Consider the following 18800-nt stretch of genomic DNA (forward strand, 5'->3'; position numbering starts at 1 on the left):
AATTTTCGTTAAGTGCCATCCAATTTAAAAAGTTTTTAATATAATGAAACAAAAATTTACCAACATCTACAAATTGGCTCAACTACTTAGTATTGTTCTGTTAGCCATAGTAATTGGGAATTTCTCCTCCTCTGCTCTAGCAGATGTCGGCCAGGGGGACATCGACGCAATTATTCGCACCCGAGAAATTGCCTTAGAAGCCCTAAACACTCGTAATTTTACCAAAATTGACCCCTATCTGCACCCCCAGTTCATCATCACAACAGTTGATAACCAAGTTTTTCACACCACCTCTGAGTTTGAAAAGTATTGGAATCAACAGTTTTCCAGTACGATTGAAAATATAAAAATGCAACTGCAAGGGGAGACCATCAGAACCTTTCTTTCTCCAGAAATAGATGTGGCGGCGGGGGGAGCAATAACCACTTTCTCTTTCAAGGATGGTAAGTCGGCTAATATGGCTTTGCGCTGGACAGCGGTATTACAAAAATTAGAGGACAAATGGATGATTCAATCATTGCATTTCTCCTCTAATCTGCTGGATAATCCAGTCTTGAATGCTGCTCGACAATTAAATAAAACCCTAGGGGTTGCAGCGGGGTTAGTCGGCTTTTTACTGGGGGCAGCTACCATGGTAATATTAAATCGTAGAACTAAGCGTCGAGCTACAATAGTATAGCAATTCAAATGAAAATTAATACTGTTCATTCCAGTACCAATATTAGCTTTAACCGTTATCTTCGTCTCAAAGCTATCCTAGTAATTCTAATAGTTTGGAGCGGAGTGAGTCTGGTACACTGGTGGCCAGTAACTCAGGGGTTTATGTTGGTTTTAATAACTATATTGACCATACAAACTCTAAGAATGTTGATAGCAAAACCAGTTAATTTTGTGGTTGAAAGTAATAATTATCTTCCCCTAGTCTCCATTTTAGTTCCTGCCAAAAATGAAAGTGCAGTCCTGACTAATTTGGTGGAAAGCTTAGGGGAATTAGATTATCCAAGTCATTGTTTAGATTTTTGGATTATTGACGATGGTAGTACTGATGAAACACCGCAAATCTTAAAGGAAATGCCAACTAAATTGCCATCTTTACAAGTTTATCGGCGAGAAGCTAAAGGTGGTAAATCAGGGGCTTTAAATGCAGTATTGCCCTACACGCGAGGAGAGATTATTCTCGTTTGTGATGCTGATGCTCAGTTACCGGCTGACTTGCTGCGGCAAACAGTACCTCTGTTCCAAAAAAAAGGGATTGGTGCAGTACAAGTACGAAAGGAAATTGCTAATACTAATACTAATTTCTTAACCCGTTGTCAGCAAATGGAAATGTGCTGTGATAGTTTTCTTCAGACCCATCGCCTTGCTATTGGCGGAATGTGTGAACTGCGCGGCAATGGGATGCTAGTTAAGCGGGATTTCTTAGAAAAGTGTCAAGGCTGGAATGAAAACACAGTCACCGATGATTTAGATCTTTGTTTTAAACTTTATCTAGTAGGTGCTGAGATTGAGTTTGTGATAGTTACATCTATTCGGGAAGAAGGAGTAACTACCGCGCAATCCCTCTGGCTTCAACGTTGTCGTTGGGCGGAGGGCGGGTATCAGCGTTACCTAGATTATTTTCCACAAATTTTTACTTTAGGTTGGGCTAAAGAAATTGATTTAATTTTATTTTTTTTGTTACAGTTTCTACTTCCCCTTGGACTTATAGCCGATTTATTTTGGACAATATTTTATGACCACTACCCAGTTTTGTTGCCACTTCAAGTATTACTAAGTATTATTTTAACAATTGCTTTTATGGTTGGACTTTATCAATTTCAGGGTTTACGAGGATGGTCTTTAGTTTGGGGAACTATGCAAGGTTCTATCTACATGATACATTGGATTCCTGTCATGATTGTAACCACCTTGAAAATGTGTCTGCAAAAGCAGCACTCGCCTTGTATTAAAACCGAGCATCGGGGTTTAAATACTTACGGATCATAAATTATGTTAGATCTACTAATTAAAAATGGATTAATTTTTGATGGCTTATCTTCTCCTGCCATGGTCGGAGATATTGGCATTCAAGAAGGTAAGATTGTCGCCATTGCTCCTGGCTTAAATATCCCTGCACTTGAAGTAGTAGATGCCACTGGGTTGTGGGTAACACCGGGATTTATTGATATTCATACCCACTACGATTTAGAATTAGAAATTGCGCCAGGATTGAGTGAATCAGTCCGCCATGGAGTGACCAGCGTAGTCATTGGTAACTGTAGCCTATCCATTGCTATCGGTGAACCGCAAATGTTAGCAGATATTTTTCAAAGAGTAGAAACAATCTCCCATCAGTTAATTGCAAAATGGCTACAAAAGTCGATTGATTGGCAAACACCGACGGAATATTTACAGCATTTACAAAAGTTATCTCTTGGTGCCAATGTCGCTCCCATGTTTGGACACAGCGCTCTACGCGCCCATGTAATGGGATTGGAACGGAGCTTAACTGCTCAACCAACTAAAATTGACCTAAAAATTATGCAGCAGATAGCCACAGATGCTTTAGAAGCAGGTTTTCTGGGCATTTCCATTGATATGTTTCCTTGGCATCGTATGACTGGAAAGTGGCGAGGTTATACCATTCCTTCTCAACACGCAAAATTTCAAGAATATGCCATGTTAGCTGCTCTATGCAGGCAAAAAGATCGCGTTTTTCAAGTCACCCCTAACCTACAACGGCTCTCTTCTTTCCTTGACATTCTGCGGCTGGGTTCAGGAATTGGCAAAAAACAACTGCGTTTAACAATTCTCTCGGCTTTAGATGCTGTCCACCAGCGCCAACTCTGGCGCATATTTGCTCCACTGCTTTTTATTTGGAATCGGTTATTAGGTGGAAATGTCCGTTTTCAAACGTTAACACAACCGTTTACCATTTTTTCCGATGGACCGGTTACTCCCTTATTTGAAGAATTCCCTACCGGCGCAGAACTCAATAGTTGTCAGTCAAGAAAAGAGCGAGAAGAACTATGGCAATCTCCAGGTTTCCGACACAAATTTTGCCAAGAATGGACCAGTAATTCGCGTAAATCCTTCCATCGCCGTTTAGATATGATAGAAGTTGTCCGTTGTCCAGAAATAAGTTGGTATGGTCTGAGTTTTGCCGAAATTGCTCGTCAAAAACAACAACAACCAGTGGATTTATTTATCGACGCACTCCAACAATATGACACAGATTTACGCTGGGTGGCTACAGGTGCAAATGATCGCCCCATCCCGCGTTTAGCCCTGATGCGGCATCCCTATATCTTAGCCGGTTTTACTGACGCTGGAGCCCATGTCCGCAATCTAGGCTATTATGATGGCGCTCTGTCTTTGCTCAAACAAGCAGTAGCCACTAAGTTCCTTTCCCCTGAAGCTGCTATTAGCCGCGTTACGGGAGAACCAGCACAATGGTTTCGCCTGGATACGGGTATCCTCAAAGTCGGCGCCAAAGCTGATATAGTATTACTTGAACCCCATTCTCTCCATCAGCATATCAGTCCTCAAGTGGAAATATCAGATCCAATCTTGGACGGTGAATTGCGTATGGTCAAGCGCGGCTCGCAGGAGATTGTGCAAGCGGTTTATATTAATGGAGTTCCGGTTGTTAGTGGAGGTAAGGTGAAGGATATCTTGGGAAAAACCAAGTTGGGAACAGTTTTATTTCCTCGCTGAACCTGATACATATATAGCGATCCTATTTAGGTTGTAAACTTACTGGTAGTCACAGGTGGTCGGCAGGAGAGGCGTTTCTATTTCATTGAGAATTGCCAGACAAGAGAAAATAATTAAATCGTGCTTGATGTGAGGAGAAACCCCTAGAGCTTATGAGTAAACTAAATTATGGAAATAATCCAAAATTAATCAATCGAATTAATAACCAAATTTTGGCACATCCGTTTACAGATTATTGGGATATTTTTGTGATCAAACATCAACAGCCAATTAATATTACTTTACACATTCTAGGAATATTCTTTTTCTATAGTTTGATATTTTCTGTTTGGCGATCGCAAAATTTTTGGCTGCTGTTGGGTTTACCTCTAACTCAGGTGCTGGGATTAACCGGACATCTTTTATTTGAGCGCAGCCATATTGATTTACAAGATGCAGTATTTTCCTGGCGAGCTTCTTATTGTTTAGGTAAAATGTTATTGAGAGTTTTGATGGGTAAATATCGAGATGATATTCAAGAGAGAAAAGCAATCTTACAAAATTATCAATCTACTACTTGACTGGAATAGATACCTATGCAAATTTTTAATAATTGGGATGTAATAGCTAAGGGCTGGTATATAGCTTGCTCTAGTCAAGAAATACCTAAAAAGAAAGCAAAATCTCTAGAATTGTGCGGACAAAGAATTGTTATTTTCCGCGGGGAGGACGGGCAAGTGCGGGCTTTAGATGCTTACTGTCCTCATCTAGGAACCGATTTGGGAATTGGAGAGGTTAAAGGCAATTTTCTTCGTTGTGCTTTCCATCATTGGACTTTTGATGAAAGTGGTCTTTGTCAACACATTCCCTCTCAATCAGAAATTCCTGCTCAAGCTAGAGTACCAGCTTATGCAACGGAGGAAAAATATGGATTTATCTGGATTTATCCTGATGCTGAAGCACCAGAAGAAGTACCTAACTTTGATGAACTAAAAGACAAAGAAATTCTCACACAAACTGATCGCTCTTTCACTAGAACTTGCCATCATCATATCTGTATGATGAATGGGATTGATATTCAACATTTAAAAACCATACATCATTTAGATATCAAAATGGAACTATCACTAAATTTCCCCAGTGAAATCGGTACACAAATTGACTTTACCATCAGGGGACAATTTCCACAAACTACTTGGAGAGAAAGGTTAGGTCAAAGATTTCTGGGTGCTACATATCAGTATTCTATGCGATATGCTTATGGCTGTATTGGTTTATTAAAAATGATGGAAAACGTGCAGCTTTTCCCCCCCCTATATATGCTCTATGCTTATACCCCCATAGCACCTGCCAAGACAAGAATTCAGCCGATTTATATAACAGAAAAACGCCCCGGTATTAGGGGGTATCTTCTTAGTACCCTGTTACTGCTCTGGACTCGATTAGCTTATTATCTGCTCAGGGATGAAGACGGCAAAATTTACGATAATATTCAATTTCAGCCAAAATTACTCCTGAGCATGGATCAACCATTAGCTCAATATATAGAGTACGTCAACCAGTTAGAACCGTCTCGATGGTCAACGGAGGCAGTGGCCATGTAACAAGTTACACCGTCAAGGATGAAAGCGGTAGCCTCCCCGCCCCCCTGCTTCCCACACTTCCCACTTCCTACTTCCCACTTCCCACTTTCAAGGTAGGAGGAAGAGGTTGGGAAGAGGCTCTCCGTCAACTCTTGAGGAGTCGTGGGTTTCATTTTTGAGTTGGCGCAATAATTCCCCTTTCGCGTTCCTTTCCAGTTTCCACCCTTCGTTGACCTGACAGAATTGAGAGTAATTTTGAGCAAGCGATGATACTACAGCCTTTCCTTTCTTCCGCTTGGAGTCCTAATCTTCCCCTGTTAGCCTCGGCAGCTACAGCCGAAACTGCTGATAGTGCCTTAGTTTTAGCCTGCGTGCTGCTGAGTTTGACCGTTATTTATTTCGCCTGTAAACTGGGGGGGGAAATCTGCGTCCGATTCAACTTGCCTCCCGTGTTAGGAGAATTAGTCGGTGGCGTGATTATCGGGGTTTCTGTCCTAAAATTACTGGTTTTTCCAGAAGGTGGGGCGGGATTCGAGGATTCTCTCCTAATTCACTTCCTAGAATCCACTTCACCCCTCACCCCGGAGCAATCTCCCGCCGTTTTTAGTGCTGCTAGTGAGGTGATTTCCGTCCTCTCGGAATTGGGGGTAATTATCCTGCTGTTTGAGATCGGTTTAGAGTCAGACTTACAGGAATTAATTCGCGTCGGTCCACAGGCAGCTGCTGTTGCAGTGGTAGGGGTTGCGGTTCCTTTTTTGGTGGGTACTTTGGGTTTAATCTATATCTTTCATCTGGCCACCATTCCCGCTATTTTTGCTGGGGCAGCTTTAACCGCTACCAGTATCGGCATTACCGCCAAGGTTTTAGCAGAAATAGGGCAGTTATCGGCGAAAGAAGGTCAAATTATCATCGGGGCAGCGGTTCTCGATGATATTCTCGGTATTATTGTTCTCGCTGTCGTTGCTTCTTTGGTGAAGACTGGAGAAGTGCAAATTAGCAAAGTAATTTATCTAGTTATTAGTTCTAGCGCTTTTGTGATCGGGGCGATCCTGATCGGTCGTTTTTTAAGCCCCTTTTACGTTCAATTAGTTAATAGCATGAAAACTAGGGGACAATTGCTCTTAGTTTCCCTGATTTTCGCCTTTATTCTTGCCTATATTGCCCAAGTTATCCAATTAGAAGCGATTCTCGGTTCCTTTGCTGCCGGCCTAGTCCTCGGGGAAACGGAAAAGCGATCGGAATTGGCAGAACAAGTGTTCCCGATCGCCGATTTATTTGTACCGATATTTTTCGTCTGTGTGGGGGCAAAAACCGATTTAAGTGTGCTTAATCCCGCTATTCCCAGCAATCGAGAAGGATTAGTCTTAGCGGCTTTCCTAATTGTCGTCGCGATTTTAGGTAAAGTGGTGACGGGGTTAGCCGTTTTCAGTAAGGAAAAACTCAATCGCTTGGCGATCGGAGTTGGCATGATTCCCCGGGGTGAAGTGGGTTTAGTCTTTGCTGGAGTCGGGGCTGCTAGTGGTGCTTTATCCCCCGCTACCGATGCGGCGATTATTATGATGGTGATCTTGACTACCTTTATCGCTCCGCCCCTGTTAAGGTTAGTATTTAAAGAACCCACCGCCAGTCCTCAATCAGTGAGCAGTGAGCAGTGAGCAGTTACCAGTGGCAGTGTATAAGTTACCAGTAGCAGTGTTAAGTGGCACTAACAGCACTGTCTTTTCATTGATAACTGATGACTGATGACTGATAACTGATAACTGATAACTGATAACTGATAACTGATCAGAAACATAGCAGACCGTGTCAACGTCCCATAAGCTTGTTTTTATTGATAGTCATTCTCAGGGCATTAACGGAGCTATGGATGGCCAAAAATCGACAAAATCGTCCATTTTTACCGAAAAAAGGTAATTGATAACTGAGCAACGGGAGCATCGATCGTGAGATTTCATTGGTTATTCCTAAGCGCATTAACTTGGTTGCTGGTGGCGGCCCCTGCTTGGGCGGGCAAGCTCGTCTTTTGGCGATTCGACACCAATGAGAATCGTCTGGTGTTCACCACCGACAATCGAGTGCAACCGCGAGCGCAAATGATCACTAACCCCACCAGGATCGTGATCGATCTGCCCGGGATCAAGTTAGGGCAACCCAATATTAACCGGCCCATTGGCAATATCATCAGAAGTGTCCGTATTGGTCAATTTGATGCGGAAACTACCCGTTTAGTGATTGAATTGGCCCCTGGCTACACCTTTGATCCTCAACAGGTAAAAATTCGCGGAATTTCGCCCACCCAATGGACAGTGGAACTGCCAGAACCCCAACCGATTAGGGAGGAAACGCAACCACCCGTTACCCCTGACCCCACACCTAGCCCCGATCGCGGTTCCACCCGTCCCACTCCCCCACCTCCAGTTAGCCAGACGGACAACAACGATGATTTTCAGGTGACTCGCAATGGTCTTTTTGTCCGTTTAGAGCAGAATGGTGATGAGCGATCGATCCGCAGTCAACGCAGCCGGGACGGCAAAAAAATCGAATTTGAATTACCCGGGGCCACTTTACCCAGCAGTCTCACCGGTCAAACTATCCCAGTTAACCGTTACGGTGTCGGCGATATTCAATTCAGTCAGACTGCCAATCAACGGGCTAAGATTTCCCTAAGCGTTAATAAAGATAGTCCCGATTGGCAAGCTCTCTATAGTCGTTTTGGTGGCTTGGTTTTACTGCCTAGGGGCGGCATGAGTTCCGTGGATAATATCTCCTCTCCTCCCCCCACTCAGGCCACCAATCCCACTCCCCGTCCCAATAATCCCCCCCCGAAAACTGCCAATAATCCCCCTTCTAGCAATCGTTTGGCCACGATCTCCTCGATCGATCTGACGGGCAATAACGATCGCCTGTTAATTCGTGCGGATTTACCCCTAAAAGCTAACGGCAGTGTTAACCAGGATGGTGTCTATGAACTACGCATCGAAAATGCTAAGTTAGCCGAGTCTTTTCGTGGTCCGCGCTTCGGTCGCTCTAGTCCTATCTATCAATTGCGGGTACGTCAGGAAAGTGCCAATAGGGTGCTGATTTTGGTACAGACCGCAGCAGGATTTCAATTAGGTCAACTGAATCAATCGGACGGTCAAACCCTAGCCCTAGAATTGCTTTCCTCCCGCAATTCTAGCCCCGTTTCCCAAGTTCCTGACTTCACCACTATCCCTGTTCCCTTACCCCCCAATACGGGCCAATTTAACCCACCGCCGCGGCCCTCTAACCCCACTCCTAATCCCCCCCAACAACGCAATGGCCGGTTTTTGGTGGTGATCGATCCGGGCCATGGTGGTAAGGATCCGGGGGCGATCGGAATTGGTGGCCTTCAGGAAAAAAACGTAATTCTGCCCATTTCCCTAGAAGTTACCCGCATCCTGCAACAACAGGGCATCGATGTGCGTCTAACTAGAGATAGCGATTTCTTTGTTACCCTGCAAGGGCGCACGGATCTGGCTAACCAGATCGATGCCGATCTATTTGTCAGTATCCACGCTAACTCTATGGGGAAAGCACGACCGGATGTCAATGGCCTAGAGGTGTATTACTTCGGTGATCGCCGTTTATCGGATACCATCCATCGCAATATTGTCCGCACTGTCGATATGCGCGATCGGGGGGTGCGTCGGGCCCGTTTCTATGTGCTGAGAACCTCGAAAATGCCCTCTACCCTCGTGGAAGTGGGTTTTGTCACTGGCGCTGAGGATGCTTCTAAATTAGCCAATGTCAACTTTCAACGACAAATGGCAGCAGCGATCGCAAGGGGGATTATTGAATATATTCAGCGAAATCTCCGTTAATGATTAAATGATTGGAGCATTCGTTTACCAATCAAAAAATCCGTGTTTTAATATCATCAAATAAAGCTACTTTAGATCAGCGTTTTCCTCGATATTATCTATGAGAGAATCACAACTTAGTCCCATTGGTGTGTTTGATAGTGGTGTGGGTGGACTGACCGTTTTAAGGGAGTTGTATCGACAACTGCCCCAAGAATCGATTCTCTATTTCGCTGATACCGCTAGACTTCCCTACGGAACCCGTTCTAAAGGGGAAATTATCGAATTTGTCCGGGAAATTCTCACTTGGATGAGCGAGCGCCAGGTGAAAATGGTGATTATGGCCTGTAATACCAGTTCCGCCTTGGCTTTAGAAGAAGTACAGGCCGAATTTAAAGATTTACCAATTTTGGGGGTAATTTTACCCGGGGCAAAAACTGCCGTTAAACAAGGAAAGCGCATTGGGGTGATTTCTACCCCCGCTACGGCTAAAAGTAATGCCTATAAACAGGCCATTCAAGAAATCGATCCTACTGCCCAAGTTTGGCAAATTCCCTGTCCTGAGTTTGTACCTTTGATCGAGGCTAACCGCATTTTTGACCCCTACACCACCCAAGTGGCTAGAGAATATCTTCAGCCTTTACTGGCAGAAAATATTGATACTCTGGTCTATGGTTGTACCCATTATCGCCATCTTTCCCCGGTTTTACGTCGTCTTTTGCCTAGTTCCGTGCGCTTGGTAGATCCCGCCGCTGCCGTTGTCCGATCGGCGGCAAAAGAACTAGAATTATTAGGTCTAAAAAATCCCGAAACACCCCTACCTACCAACTTCGCAGTTAGCGGCGATCCTAACACTTTTGCTCGTTTATCTCGTCAATGGCTCGGTTTTTCTCCCGGGGTAGAAAAGGTTTATTTGCCAGTCCCCGTTTTATAGCCGTCGGCCTTTTTCAGTGATCAGTAATCAGTGTGCAGTAATCAGTGGAAACTGCTATTGACAGCCTTTCTCGTCAAGGTGAAGCACAGACACTAATACTTCTGAGAAACGCTGTAATACTGCTCACTTAAAACTCAAATCTGAGCAACTGATAACTGATAACTGATCACTGATCACTGATTAGGAGTTGATTTTCGCTTTTTTGGCGATCGCTAGTAAGAGATAGATCACCAGTAGATACACCATTGGTAACACTAAGGTCATGGTAGGCATTGTTTAATTAGGGAGGAGAGAAGATAGTTAAAATTAGGTAGGCTCGATCTTTCGCCATTGATCATTGAATGACTAGGGACGGGAAAACTAGCTAAATCTGCAAACAGATCGAGCTTATCCGTCAGTCACTCTGCCAAAGGACTGCGATCGAGTTGGACAGGTAATCGTCTTCAACTCCATTCTTCCCACTAGAAACTGACGAGAAAAAATTCCTCATCTTAACAATTCCTAGGTGAGAACTGGGGGTTAATTTCTGGCAACTGCCACTATCAACTTAACATAAGTTGTCAAGGACTGGGAAAAAATTTTTTTAGGCTCGATCGAAAGGAGAATAATCAAGATTTGGCGACGAAGAAGATTGTCGTCGTAATCAATCATGATTTGAGAATAATTTGAGCATCGAAGCTAGGATATTTGTCAGAATCTCAAGCATAAAAACGCAATTTTTAAATTTCTTTGAGTTAAATATTAGATAGGACTAAATCTGTTTTTAATAGCGTGATTAACTCCCGATCAAACTTTAAAAACCCACTCCCTGCTCCCCTCTCCCCTATCTCTTTTAAACAGGATTTAGTATATTGGGTAACAGCCGTCAATCTAACATATAAGATTAGCTTACTGCTACCCAGTGCCCTCGGCATGGCACTAATAATTTTTGATCATTAATTCCCTACCAGATGCCGCCGCTCCTTGTTTATAATTATTCATGCCATACTGAAGATTCCACTCGATAATATGGGCAAAATTAAAGAGTTTTCGTATCTCTGGACAATCATCATAGGTAATTAACCATTTAGCCTGACATTGACGCATATTATCGGCAAAACGTTGATGATCGAAGCTGGTATGTAAATTACCTCTTACACCGTACAAACGGGATTTTGTGGCACTATAGTAGGGGGGATCGAGAAAGATAAAAACTTCTTTTCCCTCAGCAAATAATAATTCTTCGTAGTCTTGGTTAGTAATTTTTACTGATGCTAATAAGGGCGCAATTTGAGTTAATCTGGCCATTGATGAATCAGTAAATCTACTGGTAAAAGCCGCTTGGGAATAACCCCCCGAATCCACTGTTCCCGAAAAAGTAATCCGATTTAAGATAAAAAAACGCACCGCTTTCTCAAAGTCGGTTAACTTTAAATCTTCCCTTGTCAAATCTTGAAATAATTCTCGTCCGCTATCATATTTCTGTTTAATTTCTGTTATTTTTGCTACCAATAAATCAATATTTTCTTGAGCGCATTGCCAGAAACAATATAAATCATAATTTAAGTCATTAATCCAATAGGTTTTTATTTGTTGTCCAAAGAGTTGCTTAACAGCAAAAAACACAGAACCACCACCAAAAAAAGGTTCTCGATATTCCCTAATATTCACAGGAATTTGCGGCAGAATTTGCTTAATTGCCCGGGATTTCCCCCCCGGATAACGCAAGGGACTTTTAATTTTTGACATTTTATACTAAATCCGTTTGTTATTGAATTTCGTCTAACGACCAAGTTAGTCCTCGTGATTCTCCCCCGACTTTTACTTACTTTGTCTAGCTTGACCAACTTTTAGCCATGCAAAGATTTGTTGTGGAGTCAGTGTCAACTGAACCCCTGCAATTACCTTAAGTTGGTGATCCCCTCTGCAAACTTCCGGCTCTTGTTGGGGAGTAAACATTAAAACAGAATAATCATCTGGATCAAGCATCCATCCTAATTTACTGCCATGTTTTAAACAATGTAAAATGTTGTCAATTACACGGTTTACCTTTTGATCTGGTGAAAGAATTTCGATAGTCCAATCAGGTGCTTCCCTAAAGTCGTCCTCCGGTTCACCTGCTTGATTGAGGTTAATTCGATTCCATGCAATTACCGCCACATCAGGAACGATCGAACGCCCGCCGAAGGTACATCGCAACTCAGGTAAGGCTGTATAATCAGCAGTGTGGCTGTCAACCTCAGCTAAAAGACGTTTTTGCAGGATAGAGTGTCGAGTCTTAGGCATGGGTTTCTGAATTGCGACTCCATGCAAGTATTCCCATGCTGGAGAATCCTCCAAATATGGCAATTTGAGGAAATCTTCAAGGGTGAGACTCTCAGTCAAGGAAGTCGTCATCGGTTCAAGCAAAGGTTTTTTTTGTGACTTCATTATAAATGAAGTTTATCTGGGTTGCTTACCGACGATTCAGGCATATTTAAGGAAAATTTGCCCTCTCAATATGGCACTCCCCCTAGTGGGCTCCTGACTTTTCAAACGTCCTCTAATTCATATTTCGGGCGACCAGACATATTTACTTCAAATCCTAGCCTATAGGCATGATCCATCCACAACAACTCTAGCTCATAAGCTACTTCATTAAATCGCTCGGCATTTTCAATAGATAAACTGTAAGTTATTGTTTTTTTGCTTTCTGGAAGTGGCAAGAGTTGTTGAGGGAAGTCTTCTGGTACCTCATGTGTTACTGATGCTTTTTGAGGCTTTGCGTGTACAAGCATATTCCTAAATCTCTTCATAGAACTTATTGTTTGCCATGGCTCAACAGAAAAATCCGCCTTAATGTTTAGAAACTCCGAAATCATTACAACCTTGCCTATAAATGAGGTTGACTCAAAATGATCCCAGTGTGGAAACAGATGACTACCATAGATGTTGCACAGGGATTCTACACGAAAAACAGAAAACGCCATTGATGGAATAATCCATCTAAATTGGTACACAGCCTCCTCCTCTTTTGCTTGACTCAGTTGATTAAGCGCTATTGAATTAAGGCATACATGATCATCAATAATATATCTTGTTACCTTTATTTTTTTTCTTTTTTTATTTTCTTCTTTCATGATATGCAAAACCTGTTAAATTGTACCGATATTTTCCGTCTGGTCAACCCCTGTAGAACAAAACGCAGAAACCTTCGGGATAATCACCCTATAGAGGGTGACGGGCAGAAAAATTCACCAATAACAGACCAAAAATAATCTTGGAACTTGTCAAAGTCTAGCAGAAAGTCGGGTGCATTGATATGTCAGATAGTCGGCAGCCGGTCATAGGCTTCTGGCTCAACATCGGGAACTTTTGTTAAGATTGTCTGATACTTTTCTCGACTTCCCTTTTTGGCCTTTTCTATTAGGTAATTTTCTGTCATCAACGCTGAAAGTTTCTCAGCGATCGCAGTAGAGATAAATTGATCGATCGAAATTCCATCACGAGCCGCTAGATCATCTAAACTTTTCTGTAATGAGTCGGGAATTTGAACTTGGATGGTACTCATGGTAACTTACCTATTAATCGTAGGAAACCTGAAGGCTCAAGCAGACATAAACCAAATTGCTCAACACCAGCAAAGTCACGGGTGTTATATGTGATTATACTCTGACATCCTGCTTTAACTGCAAGCTCCAATACCATATCGTCTTTGGGATCACGCAGAAATGGTCGCCACAGGAAGAAAATTTCATGAGGTATCCCCACCGAGCAATAGAAATCAATTAAGTCATCTACTTCTTCTCGACTTAAATAGAGATTGGGCAACTCCCGCAATAGGACATCTGTATATTCCAAGACGAGAGGAACAGATAAGTGCATATCAAATTTTCCTGTACCTATAAGGCTAAGAAGTTGAAACGCACTTCCACGCCTAGATCTTAATCCAGCAATAATGACATTGGTATCAATAACAATCTGAGGTAACGACATTCGCAACTGGGCAACGATGATTATTGGTACAGTTACATCTTAACTTTATCATCACAGAACAAAAATAGCGTGGGTTTCATTTTTGAATTGGCGCTCTTACAAAAACCTAGCCACCTTTACTCGATCGATAAATTACGATCAGACTAATTATATTAACGATCTACTTAACTGTTGGTTTGCGGAATTTGGAAGGAGAAGGAAAATATTCTACCCGTTCATTTTTCAGAGCTTGTGCCATGAAATCGCGCCAAATGGGAGCGGCAAAACCACCACCGGTGATACCTTTACCTAAAGTGCGATTTTGGTCATCTCCAATCCACACTGCGGTGGCTAATTGGGGAACATAACCGACAAACCAGACATTTTTCTCGTTATCGGTAGTACCGGTTTTTCCCGCTGCTGGACGACCGATTTGGGCCGAAGTGGCTGTTCCCCCCTGAATAACTCCCTGTAGGACAGAATTGAGAGAAGCGGTGGCCCAGGGGTCTAAAACTAGCTTCGGTTTGGGTGTATTATCGAGCATGACGTTACCCCGGCTATCAGTAACACGCATGATAAAGGTAGGCTCAGAATGCCAGCCATTACTGGCAAAAGTAGCGTAGGCCCCCGCCATTTCCAGAGGAGTCACATCTACCGAACCTAAAGGTAAAGAGGTGACGGCAATTAAAGGACTCTCGAAACCCAGCAGACGACAGACTTCAATAACTTTGTTTATCCCGACGCGACGACCGAGAACAACCGCGGGAATATTCAGAGACTGCATCAGAGCGCTACGCAGGGAAACCGGACCAGAAAAGCCGCCTCCGTAGTTTTTTGGGCTATAGAAGCCGCCAGCCTCGCGAAAACGGACGGGAGCATCATTAACCACCGTTTCGGGGGTAAAACGACCACTAGCGAAGGCAGTATAATAAACGAAAGGTTTAAAAGCTGACCCCGGTTGACGACGGGATTGAATGGCCCGGTTTAATTGACTTTTATTGTAATCAACGCCACCGACGAGCGCCTTGACGAAATGGGTGCGGGGATCCACCGCAACTAGAGAAATTTGTAGGTCTTTGGTGCGAATACCGCGACCACGCAAGCTATTATAGGCCCGTTGAATGGTGGACTCGGCCATGTTTTGGAAGTCGAGATCGATCGTGGTTTGAATCCGCATTCCCCCTTTAGTTAGGGTTTCCTTGCCAAATTTTTGCCGCAATTCTGCCACCACTGCATCGGTAACGTAGGGTAATTTACTTTCTTGCCAAGCGGTGGGTTTACCCAGTTTCAGAGGTTCCTTGAAAGCGGCCTCTTCCTGTGCGGGGGTAATCCAACCTAAGCTACGCATCCGACTGAGAACCAGTGCCTGTCTTTCCTTGGCGGTTTTATAATTATTAAAAGGACTATAAACTTCCGGCGCTTGGATTAATCCGGCCATCATCGCCGATTCTGCTAAATTTAACTGGGCAGCGGGTTTATTAAAATAACTTTTAGCGGCGGTTTGAACTCCATAATTATTATGACCCCAATAGATATTATTGAGGTACATTTCCAGAATGTCATTTTTGCTAAAAACCTGTTCTACTCGTACTGCCAGGACTGCTTCAGCTAATTTACGGCTAACGGTGCGCTGATGGGAAAGAAAGATATTTTTGACTAACTGCATGGTGATAGTAGATGCACCTTCCACCACACCGCCACTTTTCCAGTTAGCGACTACTGCCCGACCGATACTATTAGGATTAATACCACGATGGTGATAAAAATGGCTATCTTCGATCGCCATCACGGCGCGTTTCAGATTGGGAGAAATTTGAGCGAGTTCCACCACTTCCCGATTCGCTTCTCCGTGTAAGCTGGTCAGGGGTCTGCCTTTAACATCGTAGATATAACTGGTTTCCGTGGGGACATAGCCCTGTAAAATCCTCACATCGGGTAGATTGCGGTAACTAATCGCTAATCCTACCACAGCCCCCGTCACCACGGCCGTGGATACCATCAACAGGCCGAGAGCGGTTCCCCCTGCGACTCTAGAGACTCCTTGGAAAAAGCTATCCGAGTCACTACTGGGTTTCTGCTCTTTATCTTGATTGCCGAGGGTACTGGTGGACACGATGGTTACAATTTCCTTTTTCCAAGAGGGGACTGATCGATTAAACTGGCTTGAAAGTCTATTCTAAAGGTTTTGTTAAAAAATCGAATACTAGCTTACAGCAATTATGGCCGATCTGGCTCTAATTCGATCGGTCATGGCAGCGCGATTAGAGGCAGTATAGTTAGATATCAGGGACAAAATAGGGTATCGCGGGTATTTCTGCCAGTTATGGGGTTAGTTCCTGTGGCTATCTCACAAAGATATTTTTCCACATCGGAGCGAATAATTGCATCGGTAAAATCGGCCCCGTCGATAATTGCACCTTTGATTAAAATGTTAGTGGCGAAAGCTCCTTCGAGAACGGCATTGGTAAAGTTGGCTCTGGTTAAACGGGCCGATTCTAAATCCACGTTTCTCATATTGGCATCGCTAAAGTCGGCCCCCTCCAAGTTGGCCGAAAAAAAGCGTACTCCCTCTAGATTGGCATGACTGAAGTTACTACCGCGCAGATTAGAGTGATCAAAGGTGGAATCGCGCAAATCCTGCCCGGCAAAGTCGTTATCGGTCAAATTGCGGTTATTGTAACTTAGCGCTTCGGCCGGAGCCAAGCAGAATAATAATACTAATATACTAACAAAAAAGGTTAGTAGAGTTTTGCGAGAAAATTGCGCCATATTGCCCCCTGATCGATCAACCTTTTCTATAATAAGCTGTACTGCCTTAAAACTGCATACTAGAAATTTTAGTACAAATGCTCAAGCTGCCGCTCCCATGATCCCATCTCCTCAAGGGGCGTAAATATTGGCGTAATCTTGACTTAGATTAAATTTTTTGTCAAAAAAATATCTATTTGTTATCTGATAGATGCTAAGTTTTTTGAAGGATAAAATTGATAATTTTCCCCTGATTAATTTAATAATGAAGCTCAAACCTAAAACTACGGGACAGCATTTTTTAGCGATCAAAGCTCCTAGATTAGAAAGAATCAAGGGAAATTGATTAATTGATACCATTACGCTGACTCTCTGTGCTGTTATTGGTGGGGCAGAAACTTGGGAAGACTACCTGATCATTAAGATAACTACTATAACTCGGTTTGTTAACGAAGCCAATAAACTATAGCGATAATAATACTCAGAATTACCACAGTCTGGCGCAGATAACTAGGAGAGATAATTCTAGCTAGTTTTCCCCCCAATAAACCCCCAATTAAAGAGCCAATTGCTACCACTATCGCCGCGGACCAATATACCTGATTAGAAAAGAGAAAAAACCAAGATGCGGCCACATTAACTACCAAAGAAAGCAACTGTTTTAAAGCATTTAATCTCGTGAGATTATCCTTGAGAAATAAGCCCAAAATTGCTAACTCAATCACACCTAAACCCGCCCCAAAATAACCACCATAAATTGAAGCGAGAGCGATGGGTAAAACCGCCAAAATTTCTGGGATATGACCATTTTCGTCCCCCTTTCGCCGCTGTAACCAAGAGCGTAAAGTATCTTGAAAAGCCAATAAAGCCGCCGCTAAAAGAATCAGAAAAGGAATGAGGCGATCAAATACTTTATCGCTGCTATTTAACAGCAAAATACCACCGATAATGCCGCCAATAACTGCCGATGGTAGCAATAACCTAATCCGTTTTTGTTGCCCGTGCAGGTCTTTTTTTTGGGCGAGGGTTGCCCCCAGATAACCGGGGCATAAAGCGACGGTATTAGTCACATTTGCCATCACTGGTGGGATACCCACCGCCATCAGCGTCGGAAAAGTAATCAGACTACCGCCACCGGCAAGAGCATTAATTAAGCCAGCAGCCACCGCAGCGAGTGCCAAGAAGCCATACTGAATAGGCGTGAGCATTTAGGCGTTAGGAATAGTAATTAGGGCTAAATCAATTTTTTCCTCGTCAATTTGCTTAATTTCGGCTCTAATTCCTGGGCCAAAGTATCTTTCAATTTTTTCCTGTTTTGCCAGCCACTTTTCTAGGGGTAAAAGGGGCGATTCAAATTCTAGGGTGAGACAATAGGCGGAATCAACAGCAGTTTCACGAATTGCCACTAAAGTCGGTCTTTCCTCGTCGGTGGGGCTTAATCCCAGCTTTTCTAGGGCTTCATCCAGATGCACTTCCTGTCCGTAGCGATAGCGGGTGACATCGTTGCGAAGTTTGGTTTGGGTGACAGTAGCCTGTTGTTGGCGCAATTGCAAGATTTCGGGGCTAGTGGGTTGACTGAAGGGTATCGGTTTGATTTCTGAAGCTTTTAGGGCTAAACCTCCCAATAATAACGGTAATCCGTAGAAAAACCCCGCTAAATTGACCGTGGCGTTACCTTGGGCGTAACCGATAATCCCGATAACCGTTAAAATACTGCCTAAAATTAAGCCAAAGTATGATAGTCTAATTTTTCTGAGCATGAAATAATTTTTTTCTTGAGTACGCTAATCCTTTAGAGATTATACAACTCAAGAGAATCTTTTTTGCAGATGGGCGGTGAGGAGATTTTTCAGTTATCAGTAAACAGTCATCAGTCATCAGTGAAAAGAAAGCGGCGAATGCCACTTAATAAGTAAGTAATCTCAATTAATTGTTAGATAGTGGGACAGGCTTCTGGTTTTTTGTATTTTATCTTTAATTGTAACCAGCTACTTAGTTGATGATAGGTGGTGCGTTACGACGGATTGTTAGCTTCAAGTCAAAACAGGAATTTTTGCCGTCTAACGCACCCTACGTTTTACTGATAAGCTGCCTATTGCAAGAGTG

The 18800-nt window shown here is 43.2% G+C and carries 17 protein-coding genes; 8 read left to right on the plus strand and 9 right to left on the minus strand.

The window, feature by feature from the left end; genetic code table 11:
• The first annotated feature begins 43 nt into the window (after nt 1-43).
• The 8 genes from H6F92_RS05275 (at nt 44) to murI (ending at nt 10013) form a co-directional block, all read left to right on the plus strand.
• Nucleotides 44-679, plus strand: a complete 636-nt coding sequence (locus H6F92_RS05275; RefSeq protein WP_199308134.1) for a YybH family protein — start codon at nt 44-46, stop codon at nt 677-679.
• Nucleotides 680-687: 8 nt separating this feature from the next.
• On the plus strand, nt 688-1986 hold the full coding sequence (locus tag H6F92_RS05280; RefSeq protein WP_190357030.1) for a glycosyltransferase family 2 protein: 1299 nt from the start codon (nt 688-690) through the stop codon (nt 1984-1986).
• A 3-nt stretch (nt 1987-1989) separates the two neighbouring features.
• The gene (locus H6F92_RS05285) at nt 1990-3696 is read left to right on the plus strand and encodes an N-acyl-D-amino-acid deacylase family protein (RefSeq protein ID WP_190357031.1); all 1707 of its coding nucleotides are present in this window, start codon (nt 1990-1992) and stop codon (nt 3694-3696) included.
• 152 nt (nt 3697-3848) lie between these two features.
• Entirely contained in the window at nt 3849-4256 is a 408-nt protein-coding gene (locus H6F92_RS05290) for an Mpo1-like protein (protein WP_045357816.1), read from the plus strand.
• A gap of 15 nt (nt 4257-4271) precedes the next feature.
• Nucleotides 4272-5279 (plus strand): aromatic ring-hydroxylating oxygenase subunit alpha, encoded by a 1008-nt coding sequence (locus tag H6F92_RS05295; RefSeq protein WP_190357032.1) that lies wholly within the window; start codon nt 4272-4274, stop codon nt 5277-5279.
• 245 nt (nt 5280-5524) lie between these two features.
• Nucleotides 5525-6913, plus strand: coding sequence for a cation:proton antiporter (locus H6F92_RS05300; protein ID WP_190357033.1), 1389 nt, complete (start codon nt 5525-5527; stop codon nt 6911-6913).
• 288 nt (nt 6914-7201) lie between these two features.
• Complete coding sequence (locus H6F92_RS05305) at nt 7202-9100, plus strand: N-acetylmuramoyl-L-alanine amidase (protein WP_190357034.1); 1899 nt, start codon at nt 7202-7204, stop codon at nt 9098-9100.
• Between the two features lie 100 nt (nt 9101-9200).
• Nucleotides 9201-10013 (plus strand): glutamate racemase, encoded by an 813-nt coding sequence (gene murI / locus H6F92_RS05310; RefSeq protein ID WP_190357035.1) that lies wholly within the window; start codon nt 9201-9203, stop codon nt 10011-10013.
• Between the two features lie 918 nt (nt 10014-10931).
• Here the strand turns inward: murI and H6F92_RS05315 are convergent.
• The 9 genes from H6F92_RS05315 to H6F92_RS05355 all read right to left on the minus strand — a co-directional run bounded on the left by H6F92_RS05315 (nt 10932) and on the right by H6F92_RS05355 (nt 18454).
• Entirely contained in the window at nt 10932-11741 is an 810-nt protein-coding gene (locus H6F92_RS05315) for a DNA adenine methylase (protein ID WP_190357036.1), read from the minus strand.
• 72 nt (nt 11742-11813) lie between these two features.
• Nucleotides 11814-12389, minus strand: a complete 576-nt coding sequence (locus tag H6F92_RS05320) for a Uma2 family endonuclease (protein WP_190357037.1) — start codon at nt 12387-12389, stop codon at nt 11814-11816.
• A 134-nt stretch (nt 12390-12523) separates the two neighbouring features.
• Complete coding sequence (locus H6F92_RS05325; protein ID WP_190357038.1) at nt 12524-13111, minus strand: hypothetical protein; 588 nt, start codon at nt 13109-13111, stop codon at nt 12524-12526.
• 185 nt (nt 13112-13296) lie between these two features.
• Entirely contained in the window at nt 13297-13542 is a 246-nt protein-coding gene (locus H6F92_RS05330) for a toxin-antitoxin system HicB family antitoxin (protein WP_190357039.1), read from the minus strand.
• The gene (locus tag H6F92_RS05335) at nt 13539-13967 is read right to left on the minus strand and encodes a putative toxin-antitoxin system toxin component, PIN family (RefSeq protein ID WP_190357040.1); all 429 of its coding nucleotides are present in this window, start codon (nt 13965-13967) and stop codon (nt 13539-13541) included. Before H6F92_RS05335 ends, H6F92_RS05330 begins: the two co-directional genes overlap by 4 nt.
• A gap of 160 nt (nt 13968-14127) precedes the next feature.
• Nucleotides 14128-16059, minus strand: a complete 1932-nt coding sequence (locus H6F92_RS05340) for a transglycosylase domain-containing protein (protein ID WP_190357041.1) — start codon at nt 16057-16059, stop codon at nt 14128-14130.
• A 170-nt stretch (nt 16060-16229) separates the two neighbouring features.
• Nucleotides 16230-16715 carry a pentapeptide repeat-containing protein gene (locus H6F92_RS05345; protein WP_190357042.1) on the minus strand — a complete coding sequence of 162 codons (486 nt, stop codon included), beginning with the start codon at nt 16713-16715 and terminating at the stop codon, nt 16230-16232.
• A gap of 425 nt (nt 16716-17140) precedes the next feature.
• Nucleotides 17141-17902 carry a sulfite exporter TauE/SafE family protein gene (locus H6F92_RS05350; RefSeq protein ID WP_190357043.1) on the minus strand — a complete coding sequence of 254 codons (762 nt, stop codon included), beginning with the start codon at nt 17900-17902 and terminating at the stop codon, nt 17141-17143.
• A complete protein-coding gene (locus H6F92_RS05355; protein ID WP_190357044.1) occupies nt 17903-18454 on the minus strand; it encodes a DUF2854 domain-containing protein in 552 nt (183 codons plus the stop codon).
• Between the last annotated feature and the right edge of the window lie 346 nt (nt 18455-18800).

Source organism: Microcystis wesenbergii FACHB-1317, from assembly GCF_014696875.1.
Classification (GTDB): Bacteria; Cyanobacteriota; Cyanobacteriia; order Cyanobacteriales; family Microcystaceae; genus Microcystis; species Microcystis wesenbergii_A.

What these genes read in the sequence shown, in the direction of transcription:
- H6F92_RS05295 (WP_190357032.1), top strand. Translation starts at nt 4,272, where the DNA reads ATGCAAATTTTTAATAATTGGGATGTAATAGCTAAGGGCTGGTATATA.
- H6F92_RS05315 (WP_190357036.1), bottom strand. Translation starts at nt 11,741, where the DNA reads ATGTCAAAAATTAAAAGTCCCTTGCGTTATCCGGGGGGGAAATCCCGG.
- H6F92_RS05330 (WP_190357039.1), bottom strand. Translation starts at nt 13,542, where the DNA reads ATGAGTACCATCCAAGTTCAAATTCCCGACTCATTACAGAAAAGTTTA.
- H6F92_RS05345 (WP_190357042.1), bottom strand. Translation starts at nt 16,715, where the DNA reads ATGGCGCAATTTTCTCGCAAAACTCTACTAACCTTTTTTGTTAGTATA.
- H6F92_RS05350 (WP_190357043.1), bottom strand. Translation starts at nt 17,902, where the DNA reads ATGCTCACGCCTATTCAGTATGGCTTCTTGGCACTCGCTGCGGTGGCT.
- H6F92_RS05290 (WP_045357816.1), top strand. Translation starts at nt 3,849, where the DNA reads ATGAGTAAACTAAATTATGGAAATAATCCAAAATTAATCAATCGAATT.
- murI (WP_190357035.1), top strand. Translation starts at nt 9,201, where the DNA reads ATGAGAGAATCACAACTTAGTCCCATTGGTGTGTTTGATAGTGGTGTG.
- H6F92_RS05325 (WP_190357038.1), bottom strand. Translation starts at nt 13,111, where the DNA reads ATGAAAGAAGAAAATAAAAAAAGAAAAAAAATAAAGGTAACAAGATAT.
- H6F92_RS05285 (WP_190357031.1), top strand. Translation starts at nt 1,990, where the DNA reads ATGTTAGATCTACTAATTAAAAATGGATTAATTTTTGATGGCTTATCT.
- H6F92_RS05280 (WP_190357030.1), top strand. Translation starts at nt 688, where the DNA reads ATGAAAATTAATACTGTTCATTCCAGTACCAATATTAGCTTTAACCGT.
- H6F92_RS05275 (WP_199308134.1), top strand. Translation starts at nt 44, where the DNA reads ATGAAACAAAAATTTACCAACATCTACAAATTGGCTCAACTACTTAGT.
- H6F92_RS05300 (WP_190357033.1), top strand. Translation starts at nt 5,525, where the DNA reads ATGATACTACAGCCTTTCCTTTCTTCCGCTTGGAGTCCTAATCTTCCC.
- H6F92_RS05320 (WP_190357037.1), bottom strand. Translation starts at nt 12,389, where the DNA reads ATGACGACTTCCTTGACTGAGAGTCTCACCCTTGAAGATTTCCTCAAA.
- H6F92_RS05335 (WP_190357040.1), bottom strand. Translation starts at nt 13,967, where the DNA reads ATGTCGTTACCTCAGATTGTTATTGATACCAATGTCATTATTGCTGGA.
- H6F92_RS05355 (WP_190357044.1), bottom strand. Translation starts at nt 18,454, where the DNA reads ATGCTCAGAAAAATTAGACTATCATACTTTGGCTTAATTTTAGGCAGT.